At 41.4% G+C, this 24,112-nt stretch carries 25 protein-coding genes; 9 read left to right on the top strand and 16 right to left on the bottom strand.

All coding sequences use genetic code 11. The annotated features are described in order from the left end of the window. Nucleotides 1-93: 93 nt before the first annotated feature. Complete coding sequence (modA, locus tag E7T07_RS06650) at nt 94-858, top strand: molybdate ABC transporter substrate-binding protein (protein ID WP_135710110.1); 765 nt, start codon at nt 94-96, stop codon at nt 856-858. Nucleotides 859-1,192: 334 nt separating this feature from the next. Here modA and tehB read toward each other — a convergent pair whose 3' ends face one another. From tehB to E7T07_RS06605, 9 genes are all read right to left on the bottom strand, one after another. After that, nucleotides 1,193-2,053 carry an SAM-dependent methyltransferase TehB gene (tehB, locus tag E7T07_RS06645; protein WP_135710109.1) on the bottom strand — a complete coding sequence of 287 codons (861 nt, stop codon included), beginning with the start codon at nt 2,051-2,053 and terminating at the stop codon, nt 1,193-1,195. A gap of 117 nt (nt 2,054-2,170) precedes the next feature. Then, nucleotides 2,171-3,436, bottom strand: coding sequence for a NupC/NupG family nucleoside CNT transporter (locus E7T07_RS06640; RefSeq protein WP_135710108.1), 1,266 nt, complete (start codon nt 3,434-3,436; stop codon nt 2,171-2,173). A 52-nt stretch (nt 3,437-3,488) separates the two neighbouring features. Next, the gene (locus E7T07_RS06635) at nt 3,489-4,400 is read right to left on the bottom strand and encodes a pseudouridine-5'-phosphate glycosidase (protein ID WP_135710107.1); all 912 of its coding nucleotides are present in this window, start codon (nt 4,398-4,400) and stop codon (nt 3,489-3,491) included. After that, a complete protein-coding gene (locus E7T07_RS06630; RefSeq protein ID WP_135710106.1) occupies nt 4,393-5,496 on the bottom strand; it encodes a carbohydrate kinase in 1,104 nt (367 codons plus the stop codon). The genes E7T07_RS06635 and E7T07_RS06630 overlap by 8 nt, the downstream gene beginning before the upstream one ends. A gap of 268 nt (nt 5,497-5,764) precedes the next feature. Next, nucleotides 5,765-6,694 (bottom strand): uridine-preferring nucleoside hydrolase UriH, encoded by a 930-nt coding sequence (gene uriH, locus E7T07_RS06625; protein ID WP_135710105.1) that lies wholly within the window; start codon nt 6,692-6,694, stop codon nt 5,765-5,767. A 37-nt stretch (nt 6,695-6,731) separates the two neighbouring features. After that, nucleotides 6,732-7,790 carry a ferric ABC transporter ATP-binding protein gene (gene fbpC, locus E7T07_RS06620; RefSeq protein ID WP_135710104.1) on the bottom strand — a complete coding sequence of 353 codons (1,059 nt, stop codon included), beginning with the start codon at nt 7,788-7,790 and terminating at the stop codon, nt 6,732-6,734. A 99-nt stretch (nt 7,791-7,889) separates the two neighbouring features. Then, nucleotides 7,890-9,947 carry an ABC transporter permease gene (locus E7T07_RS06615; RefSeq protein ID WP_135710103.1) on the bottom strand — a complete coding sequence of 686 codons (2,058 nt, stop codon included), beginning with the start codon at nt 9,945-9,947 and terminating at the stop codon, nt 7,890-7,892. An 81-nt stretch (nt 9,948-10,028) separates the two neighbouring features. Beyond that, nucleotides 10,029-11,066 carry an ABC transporter substrate-binding protein gene (locus E7T07_RS06610; RefSeq protein ID WP_135710102.1) on the bottom strand — a complete coding sequence of 346 codons (1,038 nt, stop codon included), beginning with the start codon at nt 11,064-11,066 and terminating at the stop codon, nt 10,029-10,031. Nucleotides 11,067-11,184: 118 nt separating this feature from the next. Next, nucleotides 11,185-12,225, bottom strand: a complete 1,041-nt coding sequence (locus tag E7T07_RS06605; RefSeq protein WP_135710101.1) for an ABC transporter substrate-binding protein — start codon at nt 12,223-12,225, stop codon at nt 11,185-11,187. A gap of 166 nt (nt 12,226-12,391) precedes the next feature. Between E7T07_RS06605 and E7T07_RS06600 the strand changes: the two genes are divergently transcribed. From E7T07_RS06600 to E7T07_RS06585, 4 genes are all read left to right on the top strand, one after another. Next, nucleotides 12,392-13,321 (top strand): LysR family transcriptional regulator, encoded by a 930-nt coding sequence (locus E7T07_RS06600; RefSeq protein ID WP_135710100.1) that lies wholly within the window; start codon nt 12,392-12,394, stop codon nt 13,319-13,321. Between the two features lie 62 nt (nt 13,322-13,383). Next, nucleotides 13,384-14,082 (top strand): AzlC family ABC transporter permease, encoded by a 699-nt coding sequence (locus E7T07_RS06595; RefSeq protein WP_135710159.1) that lies wholly within the window; start codon nt 13,384-13,386, stop codon nt 14,080-14,082. Further along, nucleotides 14,072-14,401, top strand: a complete 330-nt coding sequence (locus E7T07_RS06590) for a branched-chain amino acid transport AzlD family protein (protein WP_135710099.1) — start codon at nt 14,072-14,074, stop codon at nt 14,399-14,401. The genes E7T07_RS06595 and E7T07_RS06590 overlap by 11 nt, the downstream gene beginning before the upstream one ends. A gap of 151 nt (nt 14,402-14,552) precedes the next feature. Further along, nucleotides 14,553-15,539, top strand: coding sequence for a capsular polysaccharide synthesis protein (locus E7T07_RS06585; protein WP_210403515.1), 987 nt, complete (start codon nt 14,553-14,555; stop codon nt 15,537-15,539). Here E7T07_RS06585 and E7T07_RS06580 read toward each other — a convergent pair. The 3 genes from E7T07_RS06580 to E7T07_RS06570 are packed head-to-tail and all read right to left on the bottom strand — an operon-like array spanning nt 15,531 to nt 17,612. Next, entirely contained in the window at nt 15,531-15,917 is a 387-nt protein-coding gene (locus E7T07_RS06580) for a SufE family protein (RefSeq protein WP_135710098.1), read from the bottom strand. The genes E7T07_RS06585 and E7T07_RS06580 overlap by 9 nt on opposite strands. A gap of 1 nt (nt 15,918) precedes the next feature. Next, on the bottom strand, nt 15,919-17,115 hold the full coding sequence (locus E7T07_RS06575; protein WP_135710097.1) for a cysteine desulfurase: 1,197 nt from the start codon (nt 17,113-17,115) through the stop codon (nt 15,919-15,921). Then, a complete protein-coding gene (locus tag E7T07_RS06570; RefSeq protein ID WP_135710096.1) occupies nt 17,115-17,612 on the bottom strand; it encodes a thermonuclease family protein in 498 nt (165 codons plus the stop codon). The genes E7T07_RS06575 and E7T07_RS06570 overlap by 1 nt, the downstream gene beginning before the upstream one ends. Before the next feature lie 99 nt (nt 17,613-17,711). Here E7T07_RS06570 and E7T07_RS06565 point away from each other — a divergent pair, with 99 nt between their 5' ends. From E7T07_RS06565 to E7T07_RS06555, 3 genes are read left to right on the top strand one after another with little or no spacing between them, the layout of a single operon-like run. Beyond that, complete coding sequence (locus E7T07_RS06565) at nt 17,712-18,143, top strand: CidA/LrgA family protein (RefSeq protein ID WP_135710095.1); 432 nt, start codon at nt 17,712-17,714, stop codon at nt 18,141-18,143. After that, nucleotides 18,140-18,823 (top strand): CidB/LrgB family autolysis modulator, encoded by a 684-nt coding sequence (locus E7T07_RS06560; protein ID WP_135710094.1) that lies wholly within the window; start codon nt 18,140-18,142, stop codon nt 18,821-18,823. Before E7T07_RS06565 ends, E7T07_RS06560 begins: the two co-directional genes overlap by 4 nt. Next, nucleotides 18,820-20,190: an anti-phage deoxyguanosine triphosphatase gene (locus E7T07_RS06555; RefSeq protein ID WP_135710093.1), complete on the top strand. Its 1,371-nt coding sequence runs from the start codon at nt 18,820-18,822 to the stop codon at nt 20,188-20,190. The genes E7T07_RS06560 and E7T07_RS06555 overlap by 4 nt, the downstream gene beginning before the upstream one ends. Here the strand turns inward: E7T07_RS06555 and E7T07_RS06550 are convergent. Continuing rightward, entirely contained in the window at nt 20,187-21,074 is an 888-nt protein-coding gene (locus tag E7T07_RS06550; RefSeq protein ID WP_135710092.1) for a TIGR01777 family oxidoreductase, read from the bottom strand. The genes E7T07_RS06555 and E7T07_RS06550 overlap by 4 nt on opposite strands. After that, a complete protein-coding gene (gene argR / locus E7T07_RS06545) occupies nt 21,075-21,542 on the bottom strand; it encodes a transcriptional regulator ArgR (protein WP_135710091.1) in 468 nt (155 codons plus the stop codon). Between the two features lie 207 nt (nt 21,543-21,749). On the opposite strand from argR, the gene mdh reads away from it, so the two are divergent. Continuing rightward, nucleotides 21,750-22,688 (top strand): malate dehydrogenase, encoded by a 939-nt coding sequence (gene mdh, locus E7T07_RS06540; RefSeq protein ID WP_135710090.1) that lies wholly within the window; start codon nt 21,750-21,752, stop codon nt 22,686-22,688. Nucleotides 22,689-22,846: 158 nt separating this feature from the next. Here mdh and E7T07_RS06535 read toward each other — a convergent pair whose 3' ends face one another. Beyond that, nucleotides 22,847-23,551, bottom strand: coding sequence for a hypothetical protein (locus E7T07_RS06535; RefSeq protein WP_135710089.1), 705 nt, complete (start codon nt 23,549-23,551; stop codon nt 22,847-22,849). 1 nt (nt 23,552) lies between these two features. Then, nucleotides 23,553-23,984 (bottom strand): tetratricopeptide repeat protein, encoded by a 432-nt coding sequence (locus E7T07_RS06530; RefSeq protein WP_135710088.1) that lies wholly within the window; start codon nt 23,982-23,984, stop codon nt 23,553-23,555. Between the last annotated feature and the right edge of the window lie 128 nt (nt 23,985-24,112).

The following is a 24,112-nucleotide window of genomic DNA, read 5'->3' as shown; positions in this document are numbered from 1 at the left end:
TTCGCTACATTTTACGCAAAATACAAAAATTTATATAGCATTTATTTTTATTATCGTTATATAATCAAATATATAGTTAACAAAGGAGAACTTATGCTAAAACGAAACATGCTGACTCTCGCGCTTGCGGCAACGGCGGCAATTTTTTCCACTCAACTTCAGGCAAAGGTCACGGTTTTTGCTGCCGCGTCTTTTACCAATGCCCTAGAGGATGTGGTATCCGATTATAAAAAAGCCAATCCCAATGCGAAAGTGATCTTATCTTTTGCGTCATCATCCGTATTGGCTCGCCAAATTAATGAAGGGGCACCTGCGGATATTTTTGTCTCAGCGGATCAAAAATGGATGGACTTTTTGGCAGAGAAAAAGAATATCGAACCGGCTACTCGTGTGAATTTAGTGGGCAATAGCTTGGTCATGATTGCACCGAAAAATAGCGATGTAGAAAAGATTGATGTCAGAAATTCGGATTGGCAAAAACGCTTAGACGGAACGTTTTTAGCCGTTGGGGATCCTGATCACGTCCCTGCCGGTATTTATGCGAAAACCGCCTTAACCTATTTAAAACAATGGGATGCCGTTGAGAAAAAATTAGCGCGTGCGGATAATGTACGAAAAGCATTGCTATTGGTTGAACGTGCAGAAAGCCCGTTAGGTATTGTTTATGCCACGGATGCCATGGTGGGCAAAAATGTGAAAATCGTAGCGACTTTCCCGGCAGACAGCCACCCGGCCATTGAATATCCTGCCGCGATTGTTAAGGATAAAGAAAACGCCGAAACCAAGGCTTTTTTTGATTATATGAAGTCAGAAACAGCAAAAGATGTGTATAAAAAATATGGTTTTGTGGTGAAATAGAGAAGACTACGATAAGATTTACATTCGAGTAACGACCTAGCACGAGCCGTGCTAGGTTCGTTAAGCCCAGCCCCGCTGGGGCTGAATAAAAATGGTATTATGTCACACTTACATAAAGCTGAAATGGCGGTTGGTGAGCTTGTCGAACCACGGTTAGTGAGCCAGTCGAACTATAAGACATTTCAGCGTTTACTATGCACAAGACTTACGTTTCGATAAGCTCAACGACTATCTTGTACGATGTTGTATAATTTCGGAAAAAGAGCCGCAGAGCGGCTCGGATTAACTAGCCCTATACGGCTCGTATAGGGCAATGGTCTCAGTTTTTAGCTACCTATCTCTTCCGCGCTAACATCGTAACAAATTTCATCTTAATTCGATTGCCATTTTCATCGGTTTTATGCAATTCACCCATTTCTTCTTGATATTTCACTAATTCCCAGTCCTGATAATAATTCGCCAGTTCATTTTCTTTAAATGTAAATGAAAAAGGCATTGGGCAAGGCACATCAGCGGTATCCATTGCCGCAACGATAAGATTGTAGCCGCCGGCATTGGTATGTTCTTGCATATTTTTAATGATATTCGGTACCGCTTGACGATTTAGGAACATAAAGACCACAGTGGAAACGATAAAGTCGTAATGCTCTTGAATATTGGCACTGTTAATATCGTAAAGTGCGGTGGAAATGTTTAGATTTTCTTTCTCCGCGGTTTCGCGTAAAAAGCCTACGCTCATTTCATTATGATCCCAAGCGGTCACATCATAGCCCAACAAACTTAAATACAGTGAATTGCGTCCTTGCCCACAACCAAGATCTAAGGTTTTGCAAGGGGTTAATATTTCTGCAGCCGCTTTGACTTCAGAATGGGTTGCCGTTAGGTTGTATTTTTTGCTGAAATAATCCGCTTTGGTGCAATAAAATTCCAAATAACACTCTAAATCATCAGAAAGTGCTTCTACGCGGTGCCAAAGTTGCGGTTCAACAAAAGGCGTGTCGTTATCTGCGGTAAAAATATGTTCGTTAACCACATCGCCATTTTCTGTTAATTCGTAAAATTTTAATGCCCCTTTTAACACGGTCAATTTCCCCCAAGTCCCTGCTTTGGTATTGTGTTTTTCTTGGAACATTTTTGGCAAGCTGTCTTTTGTCCAAACAGGCATTTTTTTGTAACAAATTAATTCGTTTTTCATTGTGTATCCTTTTAATATGATAATAACTGAGTGTTATAGTATGTTATTAAAATAAAAAACACAATAAAAAAGAACCGCACTTTAGGGGGAAAGTGCGGTTGGTTATCGCGAGAAAATTTACATAATGGATCCGCCAATGCCAATAAATAAACCGGCAATGGCACCGCTCATAAGATTAGAAAGTGAGCCGGCGATAACCGCGCGGATCCCCATACGCGCAATATCACTACGGCGTGATGGCGCCATGCTACCTAATCCACCTACTAAAATGGCAATAGAGCCCAAGTTAGCGAAACCACAGAGCGCAAAGGTGATAATGGCAACGGTTTTCGGGCTTAATTGAACGGCAGATTCCGGGCTAAGGTATTTGATAAAATCTACATAAGCCACAAATTCATTTAGAATTAATTTTTCACCGATTAAGGCACCGGAAACTTGTGCTTCTTCCCAAGGCACACCCACAGCCCAAGCTAATGGTTGGAACGCATAGCCGAGTAATGATTGAAGTGTTACGCCTTCTTGTCCCACTAAGCCCGCGAGCGCAGAAATGATCCAATTGAGCATTGAAATTAAGGCAATAAAGGCAATTAACATGGCGCCGATATTGATGGCTAATTGCGCACCTGAAGCTGCACCGGATGCTGCCGCTTCAATGACATTGGCAGGTTTTTCGCCATCATCCACTAATTTAATATCATCATTCGGTTTTTCTGTTTGTGGGAAGAGAATTTTTGCGAATAATAAGCCACCCGGGGCAGCCATAAATGATGCGGCAATTAAATATGGTAACGGAATTCCCATTCCGGCATAACCGGCAAGAGAGGCACCGGCAATAGAGGCTAATCCCCCAACCATTACGGCAAATAATTCAGACTGTGTCATTTTTTCAATGAACGGTTTAACTAATAAAGGCGCTTCCGTTTGCCCTACGAAAATATTTGCCGCCGCTGATGTGGACTCTGCTTTTGATGTACCTAATAATTTTTGCAAACCACCACCAATAACTTTGATGATCATTTGCATAATACCGAGATAGTACAAAACAGAAATGAGCGCGGCAAAGAAGATAATGGGCGGCAGTACGCGGAAGGCAAAGACGAATCCACCGCCACCAAATACTTCAAACATTTTCTCACTGACTAAACCACCAAATAGGAAATTCATCCCATCCGCACCGAAAGCAATAATTTTCGCCACGCCATCAGACACCGCCATTAATACTTTACGTCCAAGGGGAACGTATAAAATTAATGCACCAATTGCCATTTGGATAAGTAGTGCGCCAATAACAGTGCGATAATTAATCGCTTTTTTGTTGTTAGAGAATAAAAAGGCAATCAACAGCAAAATAAATATGCCAAATAAACTGTTTACGATGTCCATAGGAACCTCCGGTTAGAGAAATGCCTAGCCCAAAAGAATGGGCTCGTTGAGCTTATGATTTAAAATAACGGACAGCCAGTTGTGCGCCAATTTTGGCATTGTTTTTCACCAAATGAATATTGGCTTCTAAGCTTTTGCCATCCGTCATTTCTACAATTTTGCCTAATAAAAATGGCGTAATATCTTTTCCTGTAATGCCTTTTTCTTCCGCTTCTTTGACCGCACTTTCAATAATGCCGTTGATATATTCAGGGGCAAGGGCATGCTCTTCAGGAATGGGGTTAGCCACCACCACACCGCCTTGAAGTCCCAGTTCCCATTTGGTTTTAATCATATTGGCAATATGCTGTAAATCATCTGATGAGAGCGGAAGCGGTAAGCCGCTGTCACGACAAAAGAAGGCGGGAAGATTTTTAGTTTGGTAACCAATAACAGGAACGCCTTTGGTTTCTAAATATTCTAAGGTGGCAGGAAGATCTAAGATAGATTTAGCGCCGGCACAGATCACCGTAACGTTCGTTTGCGCAAATTCATCTAAATCGGCAGAAATATCTAAGTTATGTTCCCAACCGCGATGGACACCGCCTAAACCGCCTGTTACAAAAAATTTAATCCCCGCTAATTGAGCGGCGATCATTGTGCTGGCCACGGTGGTTGCACCTAAACGTTTTGAGGTAACAACATCCGCTAAATCACGGCGCGAGACTTTTGCAATGCCTTTGCTACTCCCAAACATTTCCAATTCATCATCAGATAAGCCAATTTTGATTTTGCCATCGACAATGGCAATCGTGGCAGGCACGGCACCATGATCACGTACAATTTGTTCCACTTCTCGTGCCATTTGTACATTTTGCGGATAAGGCATACCATGGGAAATAATGGTTGATTCTAAGGCAACAATAGGTAAACCTTTTTCCATACCTTCTTTGACTTCTTGAGATAAGACTAAATAGTTATTCATAAAAATGCTCCATTTCAGTTTGTAATTGTGCTTTAGTTAAATTAGGGCGAACGGTAAATTCAGATTGAATCGTGTGATAGGCATTGACCATTCCCGCTAAAATACATTGCGGTTCAGGTTGATGTTGTAGCCAAGCATCGATATAGGCAGCACTAAAGGAATCTCCGGCACCAGTGACGTCCACGATTTTTGAAGACGCTAGCTGTTTTACCGGATACCATTGGTAGTGCGATTGATTGGCGGATAAAACCCCTTTGGCGCCGGCGGTGAGAATAATTTGTTTTACGCCTAAATCTAGCACTTCATTCACCGCACTTTTTAAACTTTCATCCGTATTGAGAACACGTCCGACAAAGGCACCTAGCTCGCCTTTATTGATAAATAAGCAATCGACTCCGGCTAATTGGCGTGGCAAATGTTTCATTTTGGGTTCAGAAACTGCGATAACGGCAAGTTTAATTTGGTGTTTGGTGGCGTAGGCACAAAGAAATTCCACGGTTTCTTTCGGGCAATTTAAATCAACGACCAAACATTTTGCATTACGCAAGTATTGTTGGCGTTTGATTAAGAGTTCAGGCTTGAAATGATCATAAATAGACATATCGGCTAAGCCTAAATACATTTCCCCATCAATATCAAGAAGTGCGGTGTAACAACCCGTGGATTGCCCTTCAAGCGTGATCACCGATTCCGTGTTCATAAAAGGCGAAGAGAGAGCTTTTATTCTTGACCATTCAGGATCGCTGCCAACGGTAGAAATAAGAATGACTTCTTGTTCTAAGCGCCCCAGATTTTCGGCAATATTGCGGACAACGCCGCCAATAGAGACTTTTGATGTAATCGGATTGGATGTGTATCCTTGTAACTCATGATCGGTTTTGATTTTTTTATCAAGGTTTGCCGCACCAATACAGACGATAGCATTGCGTTCATTAAAAATATAAGCTTTGCCAAGCAAATATTCTTTTTTGACTAATGCGGAAATGATGTTCGCGACCGCAGAACGAGAGAGACCGATTTTATCCGCAAGTTCTTGCTGGGATATAAAGGGATTTTTACGAATAAGTTCAAAAATAATACGTTCATTATCAGTCATAATTTACCTCCAATAAACATAAGTTTATACCTCAAACTTATGTTTGTGATTGTAGGGAAATAATGAGACATTGCAATGACTTATATTGAGATTTGTGAGAGAGATCACAGAAAATAATTTGAAGGGAAGCGCGATATTTTGTGGTATTTGCACAAGACGGTCGTTGAGCCTGTCGAAACGTAAGTCTTGTGCAGTAAACGCTGAAATGTCTTATGGTTCGACAAGCTCACCAACCGCCATTTCAGCTTTGTGATAGAGTAGTAGAGAATTATAAATTTCTCACCGCATCCACAACAAGATCCCAAAAACGTGCTTTATCGAGTTTTTTCGCTACCCACGTATTACAAGGTTTTGGCGGATAACGGAAATCTGCTACCGTCATGCCTAACGTGTGCGTACCGGTTAATTCAATATTCACAGGAACTTGTTGCACTTCAATGAGCGTTGGATCGATAACATAAGCAACCGCGCAAGCGTCATGAACCGGTGGGGCATCAAAATTTTGCACTTGTTTATACATCTTGCCGAAGAACTTGAGTAAATCCACCACAAATTGCCCCGGTTTAGTATTGAGTGCCGCAAAGCGTTCCACAATATCAGGTGTCGCTAAGGCTTGATGAGTGAGATCTAATCCTACCATAGTGACTTTCCAGCCTGCATTAAACACAATATGCGCCGCTTCGGGGTCAATTTTAATATTGAATTCTGCCACCGCACTCCAGTTACCGGTATGGTATCCGCCGCCCATTAACACCACTTCTTTCACGCGATCAATAATACGCGGCTCCAAACGGGCAGCCATAGCAATATTGGTTAGCCCCCCGGTTGGCACCAGTGTAATGGTTTTCTCAGGGTGAGACATAATAAGCTCAATGATCAGATTTACCGCGTGTTTCTCTTCAAATTGCATGGTTGGCTCAGGCAATACAGGGCCATCCATACCTGAATTACCATGAATATTCGGCGCATTTTCTACATCACGTACTAACGGATGATCGCAACCTTTTGCAATAGGCACTCCATACATTTTTGCCATTTCCGCTACCGCCAACGCGTTACGCGAAACTTTCTCTAACGTCTGATTGCCAACAACGGTTGTCACGGCAAGTAAATCAATATTCGGATTTCCCCAAGCCAGCATCATTGCAATCGCATCATCATGACCGGGATCACAGTCGAGAATAATTTTTTGAGCCATAATTTATCTCCTTATAAATGGGAATTTTTAGGGCTGTTTATTCTTTTTTCAACAAAAACACCCCATGTTCCGCCAAATGCACATAAGCGGTTTGGGCATGTGGGTCAAAATCTTCAGGGTTGCTGTTAACGAGTAAATCTTTGCCACCCCAGTTCGCGACAATTTCCCAGTGGTTGCCCATATAAACCGCGGATTTAATTTCGCAGGCTTGGGCGGCTTCCCCTTGGTTTTGTAAGGAAATCGCTTCCGGGCGAATTCCCACTAAACATTCGCCATCCGGAATACCGAAGTCCGCCGCGTTGGATAGGGTAAAGGAATATTGATTTACGGTAATCGTATTGTGTGAAACTGTGCCGTCAAAAATACTGCTTTCCCCCATAAAGTTGGCCAAGAATAGGGAATTTGGACGTAAATAAAGTTCTTTCGCCGGAGCTTTTTGCATGATTTTCCCTTTATGCATCACAATCACTTCATCAGATACCGCAAAGGCTTCTGTTTGATCGTGAGTCACATAAAGACTAGTAATGCCTAAACGTTGTTGTAATTCACGGATTTTTTCACGCATTGAACGGCGTAAGTTGGCGTCTAAGTTACTTAATGGTTCATCAAATAACAATACTTTCGGTTTTAACACTAACGCACGCGCCAGTGCCACACGTTGTTGTTGACCGCCTGAAATTTGATCCACAAAACGATCTTCAAAGCCGGCTAAATCCACTAATTCCAAGGCTTCTTTCACACGCTGTTTGCGTTCATCGGCACTGACGCCTTGCATACGCAAACCATAACCCACGTTATCGCCAATAGACATATGTGGAAAGAGCGCGTAGGACTGGAACACAATACAAATATCTCGATTTTGAATAGAGGATTTAGTGACATCTTCGCCATCGATAAAAATTTGACCTGAAGTCGGGCTTTCCAAGCCGGCTACTAAACGAAGCACGGTAGTTTTACCGCAACCCGAAGGCCCGAGTAAAGTCACCATCGTGCCGCGCTTAATGGTTAAGTCTAAATCATCAATAACAGTGACTTTGCCAAAAGATTTGGTGATATTTTTTAAGACTAAGAAGTCATCATTTTTTGTTGTTGTCATAATTTGGTACTACCTTTATTTTGTAGGGGATAATACATTCCCCTATATCCATATTCATTGATTGAGCAACTGTGTTTGCCCTTACAAGTGCGGTTAAAATTAATTCATTTTTTTCGCTTTTGAACGTGAAATGCGTGTATCCCCCACAATCCAGTCAAAGAACAAGATAATTGCCATCATCACCACAATTAAGATTGACCCGTAAGCAATCGCCACACCATATTCACCGTCTTCAACGCGGTTTAGGATGTATGCCGTTGCCACACGAGTATCTGCAGTGACTAAGAAAATAATGGCACTCACTGTTGTCATTGCACGCACAAAACTCGTAACGAGCGCAGAGAGTAAGGCTGGTTTTAATAATGGGAAGACAATAAACCAAATCGTTTTAAATGAAGAACCTTTCAAGGAAAGTGAAGCTTCATCAAGGGATTTATCAAGTTGACCAAGACCTGCAATAGCGGCACGCATACCAATAGGTAAGTCACGCATTACCATTGAGATAATAATGATGATCCCTGTTCCTGTGATATACATTGGCGCATTATTAAAGGCGAGTATGTAAGATACACCGGCAACAGTGCCCGGTACTGCGAAGCAAAGCATGGTTAAGAATTCTAAGGTTTTTTTGCCTTGGAAATCTTTACGCACAACGATATAAGCAATTAATAAGCCGAAAAGTGCGGTCAATGGCGCGGCAATTCCTGCATATAACATGGTATTCAAGAGTGATGGCCATGCACCGTCACTGAAACCTTGTCCGAACATAAGTTCGTAGTTGCGAGTTGTTAAGGTGTAATCTACCCCCCAGTTTACGGTGAAACTACCGTAGAAAATGCTACCGTAAAGTACTAGGTTGAAAAGAACCCAGAAACCCAGCATAGCGATAATGGTTAATTTCAATCCTTTTGGAAGATCTTGTACATCACCGCGGTAAGATTTACCTGAAACCGTGACGTAGGAACGATTACCGATCCACATATATTGCACTACGAAAATGAGCAATGAGAAGATTAATAAAATTGATCCCAGTGTACTTGCGGAAGCGTAATCTAATTGAGAACCTGCAATGTAGAAATAGATTTGGGTAGCAATAACATCGAAACTTCCCCCTAACACTAATGGGTTGCTAAAGTCCGCTAATGATTGCACAAAAACAATTAAAAATGAGTTTGCCAATGCAGGGCGAAGTAGTGGGAAGATAATGTTATAGAAAGTTTGGTAGCGGTTCGCTCTTAATGTGTAAGAGGCTTCTTCAATTGATGGATGAATAGATTTCAATGCGCCATCTAAAATCATAAATGAAATCGGGGCAAACGCTAAAATTTGTGCGATAGCAATGCCATTGAAACCATATAACCAGTTATGGTTGGTAAAACCTAAATGTTCAGTTAAAAATTCGGTGACATAACCCGAGCGACCAAGCATTAAGGTGACACCTAATCCCACCACAAAGGGAGGTGTTACAATCGGTAAAATGGAAAAGATTTTACCGATGAACGCCGTACGGCGAGCAATCCGCGTAGTATAAAGGGCAAAAGCTAAACCAAATATTGTGGATACCACACCCACAAAGCCTGATAAAGCAAGAGAGTTTGTAATAACACGGGCAATATAACTTTGGCTTAAAATACGCAATACTTGTTGTGGCGCAAAGGTATCTCCGTCATAGAACATGGAAATTAATATTGCCAATGTCGGATAGACGATAAAGAAGAAAATCAACAAGATGATAGCTAATAGTGATGCGATAATAAATTTATCGCCTTGCATGATTTTTAGTTTAGCCAAGGCAAAGGTGGCAAGTGCGGTCAAAGTTGTTAATAAAATAATGACCGAATAACCCATGGAAACTTTGTAAATTGTTGCGGTCACAAAAGCAAATAATGTGGTAGAGACAATTAAAATAAGCTCTGCTTTAGCTTGTGTGGCAACATTTAAATTGAGTTTAGGAATAATAAAAAAGCCGATTAAAGGTAAAAACCATAAACTCGTCAGGTTAAGTGATGACCAACCCATGGCAGCATAAAACTCATCAGCTGTACTTTCGAGTAACCCATAGTCAAGTGCTTGAGATGGTAATACGAGAAAGGCGATTACTGATAATAACAGCCAAAAATTTGGCGATTGCGTAAAAGGTATTTTTGCGGAATTCATACAACCTCGCAATATGAATGTTTATTTATTGGTAAGGACAGGCATTAGCCTGTCCGTGTTCGATTATCGAATAGCATTAATTTATTTTGCTAATTTTACTTCGTCAACCCATTTTGTAATCAAGCGTTTGCGTAAATCGCTCGAACCATATTTATCAAAATCATAATTGATTAAGTTGATGGATTTAAAATCTAGCGCATAAGGCGATTGTTTCGCTTGAACGTTAGTTAAAATTTGATGGGTTTCACCTTTTTGCCAAGAAAGTTCTTGTGCTTCTTTTGATAACGCCCAATCCACAAATTTTTTCGCATTTTCAAGGTTGCGAGCGCCTTTAATAATACTTACACCACCAATTTCATAGCCTGTGCCTTCACAAGGTACGACAAGCTCCACCGGTGCGCCTTTTTCTTTTTCCAAAGAGTGTTCATGTAAAAATCCAATACCAATAGAAGCTTCGCCACGTGCCGTATTACGAGTAGCGGTATTGCCTGATTTCGTGTATTGGGAAACATTTTTGTGTAATTCTTTCAAATAGGCATAGGCTTGTTCTTCGCCCCAAAGTTGCATAAATGTGGCAAGGGCGGTATAAGCGGTACCTGAACTTTGTGGATCTGCAGCTTGAATTTCATTTTTTAAGCGCGGATCGGTTAAATCTTTCCAGCATTTTGGAACGGGAATATTGAGTTTTGCTAGGCGTTCCGTATTAACACCAAAGCCTAATACGCCAAGATAAATTGCAGATGAGTAATTTCCTTTCACTTTAGCAGGATCTTTTAGCTCATCAGGAATATATTGCAAATTAGGGGATTTATAAGGAACTAATAAGCCCATTTCGCCCGCTTGGCTGTGGGGATCTAAGGTTCCGCCATACCACACATCGCCTTGTGGGTTGGCTTTTTCAGCATCTATTTTGGCTAAAATAGCCCCGGTTCCACCGCGGATAAAACTGGTTTTGATGCCTGTTTTTTTCTCGAAAGCGAGAGTTTCTTGTTCACACATGGTATTTTGTGCAGAACAATAAACCACCAAGCGTCCTGAGTCAGCTTGAACAGGTTGTGTAAAAGTTAAACTTCCTAATAAAACCGTAGAAAGTGACAAAGCAATTTTTGAGATTTTCATAGGTGTTTCCTTATATTTTCAGTAATTTGTAGGGTGGGCATTCTTGCCCACCGAAATAATCATCGAATATAAATGGTGGGCAAGGATGCCCACCCTACGCTTGATTTATATAGAACAACTATTTCGCCAATTTCACATCTTGAACCCATTTCTCAATCAATCGTTTCCGTTCTTCGGTGGCACCATATTTTTCAAAATCATAATTGATTAAGTTTAATTTGGTTGGGTCGAAAGCGGTTGGGGATTGTTGAGCTTTGGTGTTGGTTAAGGTTTGGTGGGCATTGCCTTTGCGCCATGCGGTTTCTTGGCCTTCAGGTGAAAGTACAAAATCCACGAATAATTTCGCGTTATCTAAGTTGCGCGCGCCTTTAATAATACCTAAACCGCCTAATTCATAGCCTGTGCCTTCGCAAGGGACGATTAATTCAAGCGGTGCGCCTTGTTGTTTTTCTACTGCGTAATCATGTAAGAAACCAATCCCTACCGTAGCTTCACCGCGCGCGGCGTTACGAGATGGGGTAATGCCTGATTTGGTGTATTGGGAAATATTTGGGTGAATTTGGCGGAAGTAATCGAAAGCGGCTTGTTCGCCCCAAAGTTGAACAAAAGTCGCAATCGCGGTGTAAGCGGTGCCTGAGCTTTGTGGGTCAGCAATTTGGATTTCGCCTTTTAAACGCGGATCTGTTAAGTCTTTCCAGCATTTTGGTACGTCTTTAATACCTAATTTAGCCAATCGTTCAGTGTTAACACCAAAACCTAAAATCCCCATATAAACCGCGGATGCGTAGTTGCCTTTGGTTTTAGCCGGGTCTTGGAATTGCGGCATAATATCGTCAATATTTTTTGAGCGATAAGGTTCAAGTAAGCCCATTTCTGCGGCTTGAGCTTGTGGGTCAAAGGTTCCGCCATACCAAACATCCGCTTGTGGATTGCCTTTTTCTGCTTCCACTTTCGCAAAGGTTGAACCTGAACCGTTTCGGATAAATTGGGTTTTAACGTCATATTTCTCGCCAAATGCTTTGGTTACCGCTTCACACATTTCATTGGTGGCTGAACAATAAACCGTTAAGCGTCCTTTGGCTTCTGCTTGTGCTGAGAAAATCATCCCAACACCTAAAATCGCACTGGTTACAGCGAAAGAAAGAGATTTTAATTTCATAATGTACTCCTGTAATGAAAAAATTTAGGGGCATATTACTGCAAATCTCAAATCATTACCGTGAGCGTTGTCACAAAATTGGGATAAAAATTTTTTCCTAAATCTTAAAGCGCGGTCAAAATTACGTTAGAATTGCGGACATTATTGTTGAATATGAAGAATGTTAATGAAACCCACTTTTCTTGAATTGCGCCATTTACGCACCTTGCTTGCGTTAAAAGCAACAGGTTCGGTATCGCAAGCGGCACAACTGGTTTACCTTACGCAGTCTGCGCTTTCCCACCAACTTAAAGCCCTTGAAGAACAATACGGTTTGCCTTTATTTGAACGTAAAAGCACGCCATTGCGTTTTACCCCGGCAGGCGATCGTTTAATTCAGCTCGCCAATGAGATTTTGCCGAAAGTGATTGAAGCAGAACGTGATTTATCTCGTGTGCGTGATGGGGAAGCGGGGCAGTTGCGTATTGCGGTGGAATGTCATACTTGCTTTGATTGGTTGATGCCTGCTATGGATAATTTTCGCCAGCATTGGCCTTTGGTGGAATTAGATATTGTGTCGGGGTTCCATACCGATACCATTGGTTTATTGTTAACAGATCGTGCGGATTGGGCGATTGTGTCCGAAGTGGAAGAAACAGAAGGTGTGATTTATAAGCCGTTGTTTTCTTACGAAATGGTGGGGTTGTGTGCCAAGGATCACCCTTTGGCAACGAAAGACGTTTGGGATGCAGAAGATTTCGCCAATGAAACTTGGATAACCTATCCGGTGCCGGATGATATGTTAGATCTTTTGCGCAAGGTGCTTAAACCGGCAGGTATTAACCCTGAACGCCGCACCAGTGAATTAACCATTGCGATTATTCAGTTGGTTGCCAGTAAGCGCGGTATTGCGGCATTGCCTTATTGGGCGGTGCAACCTTATTTAGAGCGCGGTTATGTGGTGGCGCGTAAAATTACCGCAAAAGGTTTGCAGAGTAATTTATATTGCGCCTTTCGTGAACATGACGGCAATCGGGCTTATATGGATGATTTTTATGAAACGGTAAAAGCGCAAAGTTTTTCAACCTTACCCGGTTTGTCAGTATTGGAGTTGTAACGGTGGCAACAAAACAGCAAATTTGGGCGGCAGCAAAAGCCGCCTTTCCTTATTCATCCCCCATGATCTCGGGCTTTTTATTTTTAGGTATTTCCTACGGCGTTTATATGAAAGCCTTGGGGTTTGATGTGTGGTATCCCTTTTTTGCCGCGCTATTAATTTATGCCGGCTCAGTGGAATTTATTATCGCCGCTTCCTTGGTGTCGCCTTTTGCGCCAGTTGCCACCTTGCTTGTGACCTTAATGGTGAGCGGTCGCCAAATTTTTTATGGTATTTCGATGTTGGAAAAATACGGCGTACAAAACGGTAAAAAACGCTGGTATCTTATTTCTGCGTTGGTGGACGAATCCTTTTCATTAAATTATATGGCAAAAATTCCACCGCACTTAGACAAAGGTTGGTATTACTTTTGGGTCACCTTGTTCTTGCAAATATATTGGGTGAGCGGTGCAGTAATCGGTAATTTATTTGGCAATATTCTGCCTTTTAGCCTTCAAGGCGTGGAATTTGCAATGACGGCGTTGTTTATTGTGATTTTTGCGGAAAACTGGATGAAAGAAAAATCCCACGAAAGTTCGCTTATTGGCTTAGGCGTCACGCTGTTTTTCTTAGTCGCTGTCGGCAAAGAGAACTTCTTAATCCCCACTTTATTTGCCATTTGGGGAATTTTAACCTTACGCCGTCCGAAATTAGCCGGCAAATTAGCCCGCATTGAACACAATGCGCAGAGCGAACAACAGGGAGTTAATCATGACGCTTAACGAACAAATTATCACCATTGCCATGGGCGTGCTTGGGGTGCAAATTTGCCGTCTAATTCCATTTTGGGTTTTCCCTGCCAATCGCCCTGTGCCTGAATATATTCGTTATTTAGGCAAAGTGTTGCCCGCGGCAATGTTTGGGATGTTGGTGATTTATGTGTATAAAAACGTGGATCTCTTTCAAGAGCATCATGGCTTGCCCGATTTTATCGCAGGTGCGGTCACATTATGGCTACATTTATGGAAGAAAAATATGTTTTTATCCATGGCAGTGGGCACGATTTTGTATATGGTGCTGGTGCAAAATGTGTTTGTGTAAAAATTGTCTAACCTCAGCAAAAATTTTTGATGTAAGAGAGATTTCTCATGACGAAAGAAATTACGATTGTTACCGCTTTCGGGGTGGGGGGGGGGAATGGTTTGCCCTGTTTAAAAAATTTTCAATTCCCCAACAACAGGAAGATCCCGGTATGATGCAACCTATTTATTTTACAGACTGCTTGGCAAAACAATTTTATATCGAACTATACAAGCGGTCGGATTTTTTCCAAACAATGGAACCGCAGCGGTGGTTTGACTATCAAAGAGAAGTAAACCGTGAGCAAATGCAACATGTGGCGAACATTTGGGAGCAAGTGATTACGCAGTATTTTGACCAACAGTTGCCCTATTTTGAGATTAAGCCTAAGAAAAATTTAGCGGGTAAGAAGATTATTTGGCAATATTGGGGACAAGATATTGATGAAACTTTACCCGATATGGTTAAGCTTTGTTTTGCCAGCGTTGAACGTTTTAAAGATGAATGTGAAGTGATTCGATTGACGGATAAAACCATTGCGGATTATATCGATTTGCCTGAATTTATTTGGCAGAAGCGACAAAACCCCGCCTTTGGTTATACCTTCTTTTCGGATATCTTGCGCTTAGCGTTGTTAAGCGCTTATGGTGGCGTGTGGGCGGATGCGACCATTTTATTGACCGCACCTTTAAACCCTGCGTTATTTGAACAGGATTTCTTTGTGTTCCAACGCAATGCCCATGCCAAAAATCAATCTTTTTGGCAACATTATAATTCAGATTATTTTGGTTGGTCGCCAACGCATGCGGTTAATATGCTAAACAGCTTTATCGCTGCCGATAAAAAGAGTGAGTTATTGCACCATTGTTTGCAGTTAATGTTGAATTTTTGGCATAGTCAAACGCAAATTCCTCATTACTTCTTTTTCCAAATTATGTTTGATGTTTTAACGAAGAAGTTTAAACCTTATCAAGGTGTGCTTGTTGATGACACCTTGCCGCATGTGCTGCAAGCTGTCGCCAATGAGCCTTTTGATGCACAAACTTTTCTGGCGATTTTACAGTCAACGAACGTCCATAAAATGACGTATTTTAATCAAGTGCCGAAAGGTTCTTATTATGAACATTTATTGCGTGAGTTTGGGTTGATATTAAGCTAACGCTAAAGCACGTATTTTTTGCTCAATTTGCTTTAGCCCATTTAATCGGGTATCGCTCAAACGTTGGGCGATACCTAATTCGGTAAATCGAGCGGTCATATCAAAATTTGCTAAAGCTTCCAGTGATTTGCCATTGACTTCATGAATCAAAATCGCCAATAACCCGTTCATAATTCGCGCTTCGCTATAGGCGTTGAGCTGCAAAGTGCGGTCGGAATTGACGCTGATTTTTACCCATAAATTCACTTCGCAACCCGAAATGGGTTGCCATTGCGCTAATTCACTATCAGTGGGTTTAGTGAGATTTTTGCCTAATTGAATGAGTTGACGATATTTTTCTTCCCAGCTTGGGGCATTTTTAATGGCTTCGATGTTCATTTTATTGTAATAAATCCAAGGTGTTGTCTAATGCGGCAAAAAATTGGTTTAATTCTGCCGGTGTGTTGTAAGGGGCGAAGCTTAAACGCAATGTGCTCGTTACGCTTAAACGCGCTAAATAAGGCATGGCGCAATGGACGCCGGTGCGTAAGGCAATATGCTGTTCCGCGAGCAAAGTGGCGATATCGGCAGTGGCGATGTCATCAAATACAAAACTGACCACGGAGCTTGGCTGTGGGCTTTCAAACAAGCGACAATTCGGGTAATTTTTTAACCGCACTTTGGCTTGTTCCGCCAGTTGAATGGCATGTTGTTCCCCTTGCGTTATATCCCATTTTTCCAACCATTCCAGCACCGCATTAAACCCAATGACTCCGGCAATATTGGGCGTACCGGCTTCTAAGCGATAGGGTAATTCCGCAAAATGAATACGTTCTTTAGAGACAAAATCCACCATTTTGCCGCCGTAATTGAATGGTTGTAATTGTTCAAGTGCGGTCAATTTTCCGCTTAAAACGCCAATGCCATTAGGCCCATAGATTTTGTGAGCGGAAAAGGCGATAAAATCCGCATCCAGTTTTTGCAAATCAATTTTTGTATGGCTAATGGCTTGTGCCGCATCCACTAAGACGAGCGCGGTGCTGTGCTGGCGGATCAGGCGAATAAAATGCGCAATAGGTTGTTCTGTGCCGGTGACATTGGAAATAAAGTTGAGAGCCACTAATTTTGTGCGTGTGTTCAACGCAGAGAGCAGGGCTTTTTCATCGATTAGCCAATTATCCAATAAAGGCAAAACATGGATTTTTGCCCCGCACTTTTTCGCGATTTCGTGCCATGTAACAAAGTTGGCATGATGCTCCGCTTCGCTGATAATGATTTCATCACCTGCCTGAATAGCGTGCATTAAACCATAAGCCACGGTGTTGATGGCTTGGGTGGTGCCGCTGGTCCAAATAACCGCATTGTGACTTTCTGCATTAATCAATTGACGCACTCGGTCGCGCGCTTGTTCGTAAAGTGCGGTCTGTTTGGCGTCATATTGGCTGCGGTGAACGGAACCAGCGGAACAATAAAATTCACCGGTGGCATCAATTAATACCTGTGGTTTGAGTGTGGTGGCCGCATTATCCAAATACACCACCGCATCAGGTTGTTGGAAATAAGGAAATGCCTGACGAAATTTTTCAGCGTTAAACATTATGGATACTCCCGCGCTTTGCGTTTTTGGTGACGAAAATCGCTCGGATAAATGGGGTTAGGATCTTGCCATAATCCGATTTTTTGCTGTTGTGCTTGGTGTTGAGCAAGGGCATATTCTTCATGCTTCATATATTGGGTGTAAGCCCAAGCCATGCCCAGTTGCACCATTTTTAAATTGATGTTTTCCCCTTGCGTGTTATACACCGTGGCAATGATGCGATGATAGCGATCATAGCCGGAAATCACCAGATGAACAGGGCGTTTATGGATTAATTGCGCCAGCGTTTGACGAGATTTATTGCCAAAGGCTTGTGCTTTTTCGGGGGCGTCAATTTCATTGAGACGAACTTTAAGTTGTTTGTGTTCCGTAGTTAAACAGGTAAAGGTATCGCCATCGGAAATGCCCACAACCAGACAATCTAAGGTGCGGTTTGGTTGTGCATGGCACGTTAAGGCTAGTAATATAAGGGGATAAAAAAGCCGTTTTTTCAACATAATTTTGGTTTACATCAAATTTTTATCTTAATTTAGGGTAACAATTTCGGCATTTTTGGCGTAAAATATTTGTACAAAAATTCAAAAAAAGTTGAATCTATGAAGCTATCTAAATTATTCCAAAATGCCTTTGAGTTAATCCGTTCCGTTGCCATTTTATACTTAATGTTGTTTCTTGGCGAGTGGTTGACGAATTTAGTGCCTATTGGCATCCCTGCCAGTATTGTCGGTTTGCTGATTTTATTCCTGTGTTTAACGACCCAAATTATTCATGTACATTGGATTTTTTTCGGGGCGAATTTGATTATTCGTTATATGGCGATTTTGTTTGTGCCGGTGAGTGTCGGGATTATGAAATATTCAGATTTGCTTTTGTCACAAGCTAAAGCATTGCTGATTCCGAATTTTATCAGCTCGATGGTCACCTTAATTGTGGTGGGGTTGTTAGGGGATTATCTTTTTTCTCTCAATTCTTTTAAACATTTACGCAAGAAAGTGATTAAACGCCGAATTAAGGAGCAAAACGTATGATTTACCTTTTTTCTTTATTGACCATTGCCGCTTTTTCCTTAGCGTTGCAAATTAACAAGCGTTTGCGTTCCATGTTGTTGAACACTTTCGTGTTAACGGTGTTAATTTTGGTGGCGTTGCTTGTGGTGGCGGATATTCCTTATGATACCTATATGCAAGGTAATGCGCCCTTAAATAATTTATTAGGCGTGAGTGTGGTGGCGTTGGCGTTGCCCTTGTATGAGCAATTGCGCCAAATTGCAGCGCGTTGGCAAGCGATCTTAATTACCACCACCGTTGCTTCGCTGTTGGCAATGGCTTCAGGGGCATTGATGGCGATCTTGCTGGGGGCGAATCCTGACATTGTGGCGACCGTGATTTCAAAATCCGTGACCACGCCCATTGCCATGGAAATTTCTCGTCATTTAGGCGGTGTGCCGGCAGTTGCCGCAGTAGGCGTTGTTTTAGCCGGGCTACAAGGTTCTATGTTTGGTTATTTGGTGTTGAAAAAATTACGGGTGAAAAACTCGGAAGCAATGGGTTTAGCCATTGGCTCGATGTCTCACGCTTTGGGCACTGTGACAGTAATGGAAGTGGATCCAAAAGCCGGGAGCTATAGTTCAATTTCTTTGGTGCTTTGTGGTATTATCAGCTCAATTCTTGCACCATTTGTTTTTAAATTAATCTATTTTGCCCTATGACATCCTTGACTCATGCCCTTTCGATTAATAGCCGTTGGCTTGAACGTTTTTTACCTGATCCGGCGCGCGAAAAAGATTTTCGTCCGCCATTTCGCCGAGATCGTGCGCGCATTTTGCATAGTGCGGCTTTCCGTTGTTTGCAAGCGAAAACCCAAATTCACGCGGTGGGTGAAAATGACTTTTTCCGCACGCGTTTAACCCATTCTTTAGAAGTGGCGCAAATTGGGAGCAGTTTGACGTCACAACTCAAATTTGCAGAAAGTTTCACCGCACTTTCAACCCAATTGAAACAAGATAAGCACGAATTACAACGTCAATTAAAACCTTTATTGCCCAGTTCTGATTTAATTGAAACCCTGTGTTTTGCCCATGATATTGGACATCCACCTTTCGGGCATGGTGGCGAAACCGCATTAAATGGCATGATGCGTAATCACGGTGGCTTCGAAGGTAATGCGCAAACCTTTCGGATTATCACTAAACTTGAGCCTTATACGCCTGACGCGGGCATGAATTTAACCCGCCGCACCATGTTGGGATTGGTCAAATATCCTGCCATTTTAGATGAAGCTTCGCCGCAATATTCTGCCTTACCATTGCCATCCCATACGGATTCTCATAATTTACGCAGCGTAGATTGGCGACCAAGCAAAGGGTTGTATCGTGATGATTTAGCCATGATGAATTGGTTGCTTGAGCCTTTGAATGAAGCGGATCGTTGCCTTTTTACCTCTTTTACCAAAGCGCGGTCAAAACCCGATGAGTTTTTGAAAACAAGATTTAAATCTTTGGATTGCAGCATTATGGAATTGGCGGATGATATTGCTTACGGTGTGCATGATTTGGAAGATGCTATTGTGGTGGGCATGATTACGCCAAGTTTGTGGCAAGTGGCTTATGATGAATTAAAACAATGTTCATCGGATTGGATGCGTCAACAGGTGGATCCACTGACGAAGAAATTATTTTCCGATTACCATTATGAGCGTAAAAATGCCATTGGGGCGTTGGTCAATTATTTTATTACCCACGTTCGTTGGAAATTGAGCGGGGAGTTTGACGATCCTTTATTGCGCTATAACGCAGAATTACCGGATGATGTGATTTGTGTATTAAATATTTTAAAAGCCTTTGTGTTTAAATATGTGATTCGGGATGTGGAAACCCAACGTATTGAATATAAAGGGCAACGCATTTTAACGGAAATGTTCCAAATTTTTGATAGCGATCCAACCCGTTTATTGCCGCGAAATACGGTTAATCGTTGGTTAAATGCGACAGAACAGGGGAAAAAACGGGTGATTTGTGATTATATGGCGGGGATGTCAGATGCTTATGCCTTAAAGGTTTATAAGCAACTTTCTTAAAATACATTGGCGCGAAGCCAATCTTCAATATGTTCAAATTCAAATTGAAATCCCATTTCTTGCAATTTTCGCGGCTTGGCGTTTTGGCTGTCTAACACCAAGCACGCGCGTTCGCCGAGCAGTAATTTCAACATAAAGGCAGGAACAGTCATAAAGTGCGGTCGATTGAGATGAGATCCTAAACACTGATTAAATTCAGCATTGTGAATGGGATTCGGCGCACAAAGATTAAATGCCCCCTGACATGGTTCATGCATGACCAGAAAATCAATGGCATTAATCATATCGGACAAGGCAATCCAAGGCATAAATTGCTGACCATCGCCTAATTTTCCCCCTAAACCCCAACGATAAAATGGGATGATTTTTGCCAATGCACCACCGGATAAATCCAAGGGGATTCCCGTACGCAACAGACAAACTCGCGTATTGGCTTGTAACGCTTTTTGTTCCCATTGGGCGCAAAGTTGCCCGGTAAAACTTTCGCTATGCGGGGTATTTTCCGTCAGTTCTTGTTCGCCACCATGACCATAAAACCCCGTAGCCGAAGCGGAAATAAATACTTTTGGTGGCGTTGTGCTTTGGTTAATCAGTGCGGTTAATTTTTGGGTCAAATGGAGACGGCTTTGCCAAAGAAGGGCTTTGTGTTGAACGGTCCAACGGTGGTCAAAAATCGGTTCACCGGCTAAATTGACAACGACATCAAATTCATTCAGGTCAGAAAAAACATCAAGATTTCCCACCGCACTTACCGCCTGTTGGAAAAGACTTTCTGCCTTTTGGGGCGAGCGCGAAAGAATGGTAATTTGATGCTTATCGGCAAGCCATTTTTGAACCAATGCCTTGCCGATAAAGCCTGTTGCGCCGGTGATGAGAATGTTCATTTAAAGAGAGTTTTCAAAAAGTTGTTGTACATTGAGCATTAATTGCTCGATAGTGGTTCCCTTTGTTGGCGTGATAAAAATGGTGTCATCGCCAGCAATCGTCCCTAAAATGCCATCGGCTTTTCCTACGGAATCAAGTAAGCGCGCAATCAGCTGTGCGGCACCCGGGCTGGTTTTCACCACGATAAGCAAATCATTATAATCAATGTCCAACACAAGGTTTTTTAGTGGACTGCTGGTGTTCGGTACGCTCAATTCATTAGGCAAACAATACACCATTTCCATGCGCGTGTTTCTGGTACGAATAGCACCAAATTTGGTTAACATGCGCGATACTTTGGATTGGTTGATATTGCTAAAACCTAAATCCTGTAATGCCGCAACGATTTCACTTTGAGAACCAAAACGTTCTTGCGCCAATAATTCTTTGAAGGCATTTAATAAGCTATCTGTTTTTTCTGTCATAATGTTCCCCTATAAAATGCATAAATGTTGCATAAATTTTGCATAAAAATGCAGAAATATGCAATGGGATTTTGCTTTTGTTTTGATGTGGTGAATAAAAAATTTGACCTAGATCGCAAAATTCATATTTCCTATTTGAAATTATGTGAAATCATCCGTAAACTTATAACCCATTCAAGTTATTTAGGTTTATGTAGCAAGGAGAGTCCTATGAAAGTAACTGTATTAGGTGCAGCAGGCGGTATTGGTCAACCATTATCTTTATTATTAAAATTAAACCTTCCGGCAGGAAGTGAATTGAGTTTATACGATGTTGCGCCATTTACACCGGGCGTCGCTAAAGACGTAAGCCATATTCCAACGGATGTTAAAGTAGAAGGTTTTTCAGGCGATGATTTAGGCAAAGCCTTAGAAGGCGCAGATATTGTCTTAATTCCGGCGGGTGTCGCGCGTAAACCGGGTATGACACGTGCAGACTTATTTAATATTAACGCGGGTATTGTGCGCGATTTAGTGGCAAAAGCCGCGGAAGTTTGCCCGAAAGCACGTATCGGTATTATCACCAACCCGGTGAATGCCACTGTGCCAATTGCGGCAGAAGTATTGAAAAAAGCCGGTGTTTACGATAAGCGTAAATTATTTGGTGTAACCACTTTAGACGTTATTCGTTCAGAAACCTTTATTGCGGAATTGAAAAATACCGAATTACGTTCAGGTTCAGTAAGTGTGATCGGTGGTCACTCCGGTACCACAATTCTGCCATTATTATCACAAGTTCAACATGTTGAATTTAGCGATGAAGAAATTAAATCATTAACTTATCGTATTCAAAATGCCGGTACGGAAGTGGTAGAGGCGAAAGCGGGCGCAGGTTCTGCAACCTTATCCATGGCTTATGCCGCAATGCGTTTTGCCGTTGCATTAGTTCGTGCAGCACAGGGTGAAAATGTCACGATTTGTTCGTATGTGGAAGGAGATGGTAAATTTGCACCATTCTTTGCACAACCTGTACGTTTGGGCAAAGAAGGGGTTGAAGAATTCTTACCATTAGGTCCATTAAGTGCCTTTGAACAAGCGGCATTAGATGAAATGTTACCTATTTTACGTACAGAAATCGAAAATGGCGTAAAATTCATTAGCGAAGCATAATGAGATGCGGTTATAGAAAGGTATCGTTGACAAAAGAGCGGTGTAATAGCAACAAATTTGTCTATTACACCGTTATCATTAAAAAAACGGGACGTTTTCAGGATCCCACAGGGCAGGTGTTATACCCGCCCATAAACATAAATGATGTGCTGTTTGGTTTATTTTGTATTTAACTCTGCATATTTATCACAACTCGATTGGTTGCCCATATCACAAGCAATACCGAAATAGGCTTTGGCATCATATTTTAAATCCATATCTAGAAAAATATTCGCCTGTTTGAAAAAGCGTTCAGCACCATTATTAGCCTGTAAGTCTTCTCTAATCTGTTGGATTTTATCTTGGGCAACTTTATCAAGTATTTCATCTTTGTCTTTACGAGCAACTAATTGCATTTTTAAATGGTCAATATCCTTAAAAATTGCTTTATTATATTGGTCTAAGACAGAATTCTCTAATAAAGAGCTATATTTAGCTAAGATTTGTTCAGCTTTGGCAATATCTGAAGTTGTTCCAATCCCTAAATAATATAATATGGCAAGTCTCTGATAATTATCCTTATCAATATAAGATGTATTATATTTTTGGGTATTTTGATAATACTTATCAGCCCAATAAAATGCCTTTTCCCAGTTATGGTTATCTTTATCATCAAAATAGAAGTCGATTAAACGATTCTGAGCATGAAGATAACCCATTTTAGCTAATTCTTCTAATACTGGGATATTTTTATATTCATCTATTTCATTTTCATCTAACTCATTAATATAGAATTGTAAATTCCTGATTTCCTTTTCTATATCAATCCAAATAAATTGGATAACTTTGGAAATCAATCCAAAGCTTGCCCCAGAAAATTCCATATTATTTCCCCTCATTTAATTTATGATAGAAATCACAAGCTTTTTGCTCGCCATTATCACAAGCTTTTCCAATCCACATTTTAGCTGAGGCATCATTTTGTCGAACACCTTGCCCCAAGATGTACATCAACCCTAACACAGCTTGAGCCTTTGCATTCCCTTGTTCAGCTGCTTTTTGATACCATCTGGCCGCTTGATGATAGTTTTGATTAACACCTTGCTCATTCTCGTACATTACACCTAAATTAAATTGAGCCACTGCATATCCTTGTTCAGCTAATTCCTTAAAAATAGGAAAAGCGGCTTGATAATTTTGTTGCTCATCATATTGAACTGCACGGCTAAATTTTTCTTTTGCTGTTTCAGCAGAAACATTGCCGGCAATGGCAAAAGAGAGTAATAAGGCAGAGAGTAGGGTTTTACGAAGTGTCATTTTGGTTTCCTTTTAATGGTGGTTTTAAAATAGGTAAATTGTACAAAAAAAAAACAAAATACAATCAAGATGTAATCAGTGCTTTTTTGTGAGAAAGGATGATGAGTGATGGATTTTTAAGCAATCTT

Source organism: Actinobacillus porcinus, from assembly GCF_901764995.1.
GTDB classification, from domain to species: domain Bacteria; phylum Pseudomonadota; class Gammaproteobacteria; order Enterobacterales; family Pasteurellaceae; genus Exercitatus; species Exercitatus porcinus.
The sequence above is the reverse complement of the archived record's forward strand: the minus strand, read 5'-3'. Positions and strand labels throughout refer to the sequence as shown.

Bases quoted from the DNA above. Each gene is read 5' to 3' on its own strand.
- modA (WP_135710110.1), top strand. From the start codon at position 94: ATGCTAAAACGAAACATGCTGACTCTCGCGCTTGCGGCAACGGCGGCA.
- tehB (WP_135710109.1), bottom strand. From the start codon at position 2,053: ATGAAAAACGAATTAATTTGTTACAAAAAAATGCCTGTTTGGACAAAA.
- E7T07_RS06640 (WP_135710108.1), bottom strand. From the start codon at position 3,436: ATGGACATCGTAAACAGTTTATTTGGCATATTTATTTTGCTGTTGATT.
- E7T07_RS06635 (WP_135710107.1), bottom strand. From the start codon at position 4,400: ATGAATAACTATTTAGTCTTATCTCAAGAAGTCAAAGAAGGTATGGAA.
- E7T07_RS06630 (WP_135710106.1), bottom strand. From the start codon at position 5,496: ATGACTGATAATGAACGTATTATTTTTGAACTTATTCGTAAAAATCCC.
- uriH (WP_135710105.1), bottom strand. From the start codon at position 6,694: ATGGCTCAAAAAATTATTCTCGACTGTGATCCCGGTCATGATGATGCG.
- fbpC (WP_135710104.1), bottom strand. From the start codon at position 7,790: ATGACAACAACAAAAAATGATGACTTCTTAGTCTTAAAAAATATCACC.
- E7T07_RS06615 (WP_135710103.1), bottom strand. From the start codon at position 9,947: ATGAATTCCGCAAAAATACCTTTTACGCAATCGCCAAATTTTTGGCTG.
- E7T07_RS06610 (WP_135710102.1), bottom strand. From the start codon at position 11,066: ATGAAAATCTCAAAAATTGCTTTGTCACTTTCTACGGTTTTATTAGGA.
- E7T07_RS06605 (WP_135710101.1), bottom strand. From the start codon at position 12,225: ATGAAATTAAAATCTCTTTCTTTCGCTGTAACCAGTGCGATTTTAGGT.
- E7T07_RS06600 (WP_135710100.1), top strand. From the start codon at position 12,392: ATGAAACCCACTTTTCTTGAATTGCGCCATTTACGCACCTTGCTTGCG.
- E7T07_RS06595 (WP_135710159.1), top strand. From the start codon at position 13,384: ATGATCTCGGGCTTTTTATTTTTAGGTATTTCCTACGGCGTTTATATG.
- E7T07_RS06590 (WP_135710099.1), top strand. From the start codon at position 14,072: ATGACGCTTAACGAACAAATTATCACCATTGCCATGGGCGTGCTTGGG.
- E7T07_RS06585 (WP_210403515.1), top strand. From the start codon at position 14,553: ATGATGCAACCTATTTATTTTACAGACTGCTTGGCAAAACAATTTTAT.
- E7T07_RS06580 (WP_135710098.1), bottom strand. From the start codon at position 15,917: ATGAACATCGAAGCCATTAAAAATGCCCCAAGCTGGGAAGAAAAATAT.
- E7T07_RS06575 (WP_135710097.1), bottom strand. From the start codon at position 17,115: ATGTTTAACGCTGAAAAATTTCGTCAGGCATTTCCTTATTTCCAACAA.
- E7T07_RS06570 (WP_135710096.1), bottom strand. From the start codon at position 17,612: ATGTTGAAAAAACGGCTTTTTTATCCCCTTATATTACTAGCCTTAACG.
- E7T07_RS06565 (WP_135710095.1), top strand. From the start codon at position 17,712: ATGAAGCTATCTAAATTATTCCAAAATGCCTTTGAGTTAATCCGTTCC.
- E7T07_RS06560 (WP_135710094.1), top strand. From the start codon at position 18,140: ATGATTTACCTTTTTTCTTTATTGACCATTGCCGCTTTTTCCTTAGCG.
- E7T07_RS06555 (WP_135710093.1), top strand. From the start codon at position 18,820: ATGACATCCTTGACTCATGCCCTTTCGATTAATAGCCGTTGGCTTGAA.
- E7T07_RS06550 (WP_135710092.1), bottom strand. From the start codon at position 21,074: ATGAACATTCTCATCACCGGCGCAACAGGCTTTATCGGCAAGGCATTG.
- mdh (WP_135710090.1), top strand. From the start codon at position 21,750: ATGAAAGTAACTGTATTAGGTGCAGCAGGCGGTATTGGTCAACCATTA.
- E7T07_RS06535 (WP_135710089.1), bottom strand. From the start codon at position 23,551: ATGGAATTTTCTGGGGCAAGCTTTGGATTGATTTCCAAAGTTATCCAA.
- E7T07_RS06530 (WP_135710088.1), bottom strand. From the start codon at position 23,984: ATGACACTTCGTAAAACCCTACTCTCTGCCTTATTACTCTCTTTTGCC.